The sequence below is a fragment of the Paraburkholderia solitsugae genome, from assembly GCF_013177695.1.
GTDB lineage: Bacteria > Pseudomonadota > Gammaproteobacteria > Burkholderiales > Burkholderiaceae > Paraburkholderia > Paraburkholderia solitsugae.
Genome location: NZ_WOEY01000047.1, coordinates 1 through 6423, shown reverse-complemented (window position 1 = coordinate 6423; position 6423 = coordinate 1). Strand labels below are relative to the sequence as shown.

Genomic DNA, 6423 nt, shown 5'->3' with positions numbered 1-6423 from the left:
GCGGAGGTGGGCGCAACCGGCTCATCCGCCAGCGCCTCGGCGCCGAACGACGCCGCTTGAACGCGAGCTGGCGCGGATCTCTTCGAGCGTCGGCTTCACCATGTGCTCACCTTGCCGAGTGCGGCATCGACACACGCTGGGAGCGCGTCGCTGCCGCACTCGGCAAGGTGAGCACATGGTGAAGCCGACGCTCGAAGAGATCCGCGCCAGCGATCTGACGCCGCTTGAACGCGAGCTGGCGCGGATCTCTTCGAGCGTCGGCTTCACCATGTGCTCACCTTGCCGAGTGCGGCAGCGACGCGCTCCCAGCGTGTGTCGATGCCGGCGTCGACCTCACCGGTGCCGGCTTGCGCACGGCAGCCGCCGCGTTCGACGGCCGGATCGGTACGCACCGTCCAGCCGCGCGTTTGCAGTTCTTCCATCAGATAGGCTTCGACGACCGGCAGGTCGGCAGGGCTGACGATCAGCGCCGGCGCGCCGACCAGCGCCGGTTCGGTGGCCAGCACCTCACGGGCAGCGGCAATCAGCGCGGTCGGATCGTGCTGCACATGCTGACGCACCACTTGTTGCGCGATATCCAGCGCCAGCGCGACCAGCGTCTCGGAGATCGCGCCTTGCGCGCCGTCGAGTGCCGCCTTGAAGGTCTCGGCCAGCGCCGCAAGACGCGCCGCTTCTTCACGCGCTTCGCTCTGGCCCTGCTCGAAACCCTGTGCGTGACCTTGCTCGTAACCGGCCTGATAACCGAGCGCCTGCCCGGCCACGTGCCCCGTCGCGACGCCTTGTGCATGCGCGGCGTCGCGCAGACGTTCAAGTTCCGCTTCGAACGCGCCGTCGTCGACTTCGGGTTCGGGCGGCGCGGGCGGCACCGGATCGAACGAGGCCATCTCCCAGCGCTGGTAGGCCGAGAGGCTTTCCTTCGCCGAGGAGTTCTGATCAGACATAAGCATCTTCCGCCTTGCCGCCTAGCGCGATCTGGCCGCTTTCCGCCAGATTGCGCACGATCTGCAGGATGCGGCGCTGCTGCGTCTCGACTTCGGAGACGCGCACTGGGCCGCGCGCATCGAGGTCTTCGGCGAGCAGTTCGGCAGCACGCTGCGACATGTTCGACAGGAACTTCTGGCGCAGCGCGGGCGGCGCGCCCTTCAGCGAGATGATCAACGCCTCGGACTCGACTTCCTTCAGCAACAGCTGGATCGCGCGGTCTTCCAGATCGAGCAGGTTCTCGAACACAAACATCTGATCAATGATCTTCTGCGCGAGTTCCGCGTCGTATTGACGAACGTTCTCGATGACGCCTTCTTCATGGTTGCTCGACATGAAGTTGAGAATTTCGGCCGCCGTGCGGATGCCGCCCATCGGGCTGCGCTTGAGGTTGTCGCTGCCGGACAGCAGGCCCGTCAGCACGTCGTCGAGTTCGCGCAGCGCGGCCGGCTGGATACCGTCGAGCGTCGCGATCCGCAGCAGCACGTCGTTGCGCAGACGCTCGGTAAAGCAGGCGACGATTTCCGAAGCCTGATCGCGGTCCAGGTGAACGAGGATGGTCGCGATGATCTGCGGGTGCTCGTTCTTGATGAGCTCGGCCACCGCCGCGGAGTCCATCCACTTGAGGCCTTCGATACCGCTGGTATCGCTGCCCTGCAGAATCCGGTCGATGATGGCACCGGCCTTGTCGTCGCCGAGCGCCTTGGTCAGCACCGAACGGATGTACTCGTTCGAATCGAGCGACATGCCGGTGTGCTTTTCCGCCTCGCGGACGAACTCCTGCAAGACCTCGTCGACCTGCTCACGCGTCACGCTCTTCAGCGCGGCCATGGCGACGCCGATCTTCTGAACCTCACGCGGCCCGAGGAACTTGAACACCTGCGCGGCTTCTTCCTCGCCTATCGACATCAGCAGGAGCGCGCTCTTCATTACGCCTTCAGCGCTCATCAGTCACCCAATTTTTCACGACGGTTGCGACGATCTTCGGATCCTGGCGCGCGATGTTGCGCGCGAACTCCAGGTTCCGCTCGTATTTGTGTTTGGCGCTTTCGAGCGCGAGCATTTCGCTGTCCGTTTCCAGTTGGACGACTGCGCCCTCGCGCTCGGCGGCCGGGATGCCGTCCAGCAGGATCGGCTCGTCGTCCGGCGACGGCAGCGCGGCGGCAGCGGCCGACTCGGGCGGCGGGAAGGCGCGGCGCAGCGCCGGCTTCACCATCACGAAGTAGAGGAACAGGGCGACTGCGCCGATGCCGAGGTAGGTCGCGATCTGCTTGGCGAGCGCGATCATGTCCGGCGTGTGCCACCATGGCAGGTTGGCATCCGGGTCGACGTCGATAGTGAAGGGGCTGTTGACCACGTTGACCGAGTCGCCGCGCGCCTGGTCGAAACCCATCGCGTCTTTTACCAGCTGATTGACCTGCGCGAGTTTGTCGGCGGAGACCGGTTGCATCGTCGCGTGACCCTTGGCGTCGACCACCCGCAGATAGTTGACCACCACCGCTACTGACAGGCGCTTGATGCCGCCCATCGGCTGCTCAAGATGCCGCACGGTCTTGTCGAGTTCGTAATTGGTTGTCGAGTCCTTGCGGTCGCTGACCGGCGTCGTGGTGACGCCAGGCGTGCCGTTGCCCGCCGTGATAGGCGCGGAAGCCGGCTGCGGCGGCTGGTTCGACAGCGCGCCCGGCACGCCCGAGGCCGCGGCTTGCGACATTTCGGTGGCTGTACTCGATTGCTGGCTGCGGATTGCCGCCTGCTGCGGGGTGCCGTTCGGGCCGTAGTTTTCCGAGGTCTGCTCGCTGTGCGAGAAGTCGATATCGGCGCTGACTTGCGAATGCGCGTTGCCGGAGCCGAACAGGGGCGACAGGATCGCGTCGATGCGTTGCTGGGTGCTGCGCTCGATCTGCTGGCGGTATTTCAGTTGTGAGGCGTCCAGCCCACTGCCAGTGGACGGCTGCGTCAGCAGGTTGCCGTCCTGGTCGAGGATGGTCACGCCCTTCACCGGCATATCCGGCACCGCCGACGACACCATATGGGTGATCGCCAGCACCTGGCCTTCGTCGAGCGCGCGGCCCGGGTAGAGGTTGACCAGCACGGAAGCAGACGGCGCTTCCTTGTCGCGCACGAACACGGACGGCTTCGGAATGGCCAGATGCACGCGCGCCGACTTCACCGATGAAATCGACTCGATGGTGCGCTCCAGTTCGCCTTCCAGCGCGCGCTGATAATTGATCTGCTCGGCGAACTGGCTGATGCCGAACTTCTGGTTGTCCATCAGTTCGAAGCCGACCGAGCCGCTCTTGGGCAGACCTTGGGAAGCCAGACGCAGACGCATTTCATGCACCTGCTCGGCCGGCACGAGGATCGCGCCACCGGCGTCGGAGAACTTGTAGGGGATGTTGGCCGCCTGCAGCGCGGTGATGATGGCGCCGCCGTCGCGGTCCGACAGGTTGCTGTAGAGCACCTTGTAGTCCGGCGCGCGCGACCACAGGAACAGGCCCGCGACGATGGCGACCAGCAGCGCGACCGCGAAAATCAGCGGGGCGCGCGGGTTGCCGCGCATTTGCGCGAGCCCCGACAGACGCTGGCCGAAGTTGCCGCCCAGGTTGCTCCCCAGGCCGCCGAGGTCCGCGGCGCCGCCGGCCTGGCCGGCGCCGGCAGCACCGGCGCCCGGCTGCGCGCCGGCGAGGCCCATGCGGGCGTCGGGGTTGATCAAAGAGTTGGCTGACGAATCCATGCGTCGGGTATCTCCGGGATGCCTTTGCGTTCTGCCGCTTGAGCGCACCGAGGGTCGGCGGGCGTGCGGACAGAGACTTTCACCATTGAAATTATCCGCAGCGCCGCCCAACCCGATTGCTTGAATAGAGCGGGGTTTCCCCCCTAGTTTCGGGGCTTTCCCGGATAACCCACTGCTATGCTTTCGTCCAGATCGGTACGGTTTCTGGCATGCCGGTCGTCATTCCCTGGAGATAACATGACTTTGCCCGTGAACGCGCTCTCGTCGGCGCTGCAACAGATGCAGTCGATGGCGGCGCAAGCGGCCGGCAGCAACAGCCCGGTTGCCGACCAGTCCGGCGCGGCGACGGCCGGCGGTTTCGCCTCGGCGCTCAAGGCGTCGTTGGACAAGATCAGCGGCGATCAGACCAAGGCGATCGGCGAATCGCAGGCGTTCGAACTCGGCGCGTCCAACGTTTCGCTGAACGACGTGATGGTCGATATGCAGAAGGCCAACGTCGGCTTCCAGTTTGGCCTGCAGGTGCGCAACAAACTGGTGTCGGCCTATAACGACATCATGCAGATGTCGGTGTGAATGCGACGCGGGCGGCAGAGCGGTTCCGCCCGCCCGAACGCATGCGCCCGGATGCAACGCTGTGCGGCTGCACGGCAGGACAGTCCGCCCGGCGCGCCCTCCCGGCGCTTCGTGGCAGGCGGCCTTGCCGCGCTCAGCGCGATATTGGCCCCATCGGCTCCTTTATCCTCCTTACATCGGCCTAAAGCTTTCCCGCTGCCTATCCGATAACCAGATACAGGCAGAAATCCGGGTGCGGCAACGTGCACGGATAGGGGGCCACGACCAACTGCAGTGCAAGAGAGGAGGAGCGCCGATGTTTTCCCCAGGACACTCTGGAGCCAACGCATATGCTCGCGTCGGCGTCGAGACAGGGGTGATGGGCGCGAGTCCGCATCGTCTGATCGTGATGTTGTATCAGGGCGCCCGGCAAGCGATTGCGCAAGCACGCATGCATGTGCAGCAAGGCAATGTGCCGGCTCGTGGTGAGGCGATCGGCAAGGCGATTCAGATCGTCGAAAGCGGGCTGCAACTGTCGCTGAACCTTGAGGTGGGTGGCGAGATTGCAGAGCGGTTGGACGCGCTATATACCTATATGTCGCGCCGGCTGCTCGAAGCCAACATAAAACAGAGCGAGGCGATGCTGGTCGAGGTCGATGGCCTGCTGGCGACACTCGAAGAGGCATGGATCGGGATCGCCCCGGAGATCGCGCGGACGGCAGCCCAGCCGGCCGCGGAAAGCATGAGATGACATCGAACGCAGAATATTTCGCCCGCTACGAGGCGATAGCAGCGATTTCCCGCCGCATGCTGACAGCTGCCCGGCGCGCCTTGTGGAACGATCTGGTCCACTTGCAGGAGGAATATCGGAAGCTGGTGGACGCGTTGAAAGACGCGGAAACCGGCGTCAGACTGGACGATGCGGAGCGAATGCGCAAGTACTCGCTGATCCGTCAGATCCTGGCCGACGACGCTGCAATCCGCGATCTGGCGAATCCGCGTATGGCCAATCTGTCGGCGCTGTTCGCCGGACGGCCCACTCGCGTGCTCAAGGAACTGTACGGGGCGCGCTGAGTGTGCCCGCGGGCAACACGCTGCATGAGTCCGCCTGACGGTATTTGAGCGCGTCGCTGCCAATGTGACCAAGGAATCGGTATGAACGGAATCGACGCGGTCGTCACGTCGCTGCTTGCGAACCGGGTCGACAGTCTGCTCAATCTCGCGCCGGGTAGTGCGACGGCCTCGCAGACTGGCGCAGCGGGCGTCGATACCGAGGTTCTCAATACCACCCCTGTTGCGCCCCCCGCGGCTCCGCCCGCTTCCGCACAAACGGCGCTGTCCGCCGTCGCGCTGACGCTCAATGCGATCGTGAACTCAGGCGGCGAGGCGACCCCGGCGGTGCTCGGCCAGGCGCCGATCTGGCCGGCTGCGCCGGCGCTTGAAGTCGAGGCCGGTGGCTTGCCGCTCTTCGAGACGCCCGCCACGCCCGCTGCATCCTCTGCGAATCCGAATACCGCTGGTACCGCGGCCACCGCCAATGTAGCGGCGGCTCAGGTGCCGGTTGCGGCGCTTGCTGCCGCGCTCGAACAGACGGTCGGCGAAAGCGGCCTGTTCTACGAATCCCATCTCGCGCAATGGCTGGCGGGGCAGCGGCCGCCCGCCGCACTGGCCGGTGAGGCGCAAAACAAGCTGGTGGCCGCCGCGCAATTGCCACTCGACTGGGCGAGCGACGCCGATCAGGCCTCTTCCTCTAATGCGACAGGTCGGCCAGGCATGGGCACGGCGCCCAACGGTCAGGCCAACGGCGCGCCGGACGGCAACGCGGCCGCCCGCGCGATGCCGTCCATCCAGACCGCGCAGGCCGCACGTTTCGTGGCCGGCGAGGTGCTGGCGAGTTCTCTGTCCGATCTGAACGGCCAGCCGGCGCACTCGAGCTTGCGCAGCGCCGCGGCGCAACTGGCCGACGACGGGTCGCCGCAAAACGCGTCATCGATGGCAGCCGCGGTTCATCCCGCGACCGTTCCTTTAGTGCGTCAGCAACTCGATCTGCTCGCCACCGGGCAATTTCGCTGGACCGGCGAAGCATGGCCGGGCGCCAAGCTCGACTGGACCATCGAGCAGGAAGGCGATGAATGGGACCGCAGCGGCGGCGGCAC

Annotated in this window: 7 protein-coding genes and 1 pseudogene; 5 read left to right on the top strand and 3 right to left on the bottom strand. The window is 65.5% G+C overall.

The window, feature by feature from the left end; genetic code table 11:
• Positions 1-182 (top strand): annotated as a pseudogene (locus GNZ12_RS43925) (hypothetical protein); the annotation flags it as partial.
• An 81-nt stretch (positions 183-263) separates the two neighbouring features.
• Here GNZ12_RS43925 and fliH read toward each other — a convergent pair.
• Genes fliH through fliF form a run of 3 tightly spaced genes read right to left on the bottom strand, consistent with a single transcriptional unit; the run spans position 264 to position 3715 of the window.
• Positions 264-947, bottom strand: a complete 684-nt coding sequence (gene fliH / locus GNZ12_RS11830) for a flagellar assembly protein FliH (protein WP_172310511.1) — start codon at positions 945-947, stop codon at positions 264-266.
• A complete protein-coding gene (gene fliG, locus GNZ12_RS11825) occupies positions 934-1929 on the bottom strand; it encodes a flagellar motor switch protein FliG (RefSeq protein ID WP_172310510.1) in 996 nt (331 codons plus the stop codon). The genes fliH and fliG overlap by 14 nt, the downstream gene beginning before the upstream one ends.
• Positions 1919-3715: a flagellar basal-body MS-ring/collar protein FliF gene (gene fliF, locus GNZ12_RS11820; RefSeq protein WP_172310509.1), complete on the bottom strand. Its 1797-nt coding sequence runs from the start codon at positions 3713-3715 to the stop codon at positions 1919-1921. Before fliF ends, fliG begins: the two co-directional genes overlap by 11 nt.
• A 237-nt stretch (positions 3716-3952) precedes the next feature.
• Here fliF and fliE point away from each other — a divergent pair, with 237 nt between their 5' ends.
• From fliE to GNZ12_RS11800, 4 genes are all read left to right on the top strand, one after another.
• Positions 3953-4288 (top strand): flagellar hook-basal body complex protein FliE, encoded by a 336-nt coding sequence (fliE, locus tag GNZ12_RS11815; protein WP_120302792.1) that lies wholly within the window; start codon positions 3953-3955, stop codon positions 4286-4288.
• Positions 4289-4583: 295 nt separating this feature from the next.
• Positions 4584-5018: a flagellar export chaperone FliS gene (gene fliS, locus GNZ12_RS11810; RefSeq protein WP_172310508.1), complete on the top strand. Its 435-nt coding sequence runs from the start codon at positions 4584-4586 to the stop codon at positions 5016-5018.
• The gene (locus tag GNZ12_RS11805; RefSeq protein ID WP_172310507.1) at positions 5015-5341 is read left to right on the top strand and encodes a flagellar protein FliT; all 327 of its coding nucleotides are present in this window, start codon (positions 5015-5017) and stop codon (positions 5339-5341) included. The genes fliS and GNZ12_RS11805 overlap by 4 nt, the downstream gene beginning before the upstream one ends.
• Positions 5342-5422: 81 nt before the next feature.
• Positions 5423-6423, top strand: a 1001-nt coding sequence (locus GNZ12_RS11800; protein ID WP_172310506.1) for a flagellar hook-length control protein FliK, incomplete at its 3' end; no start/stop codon positions are given.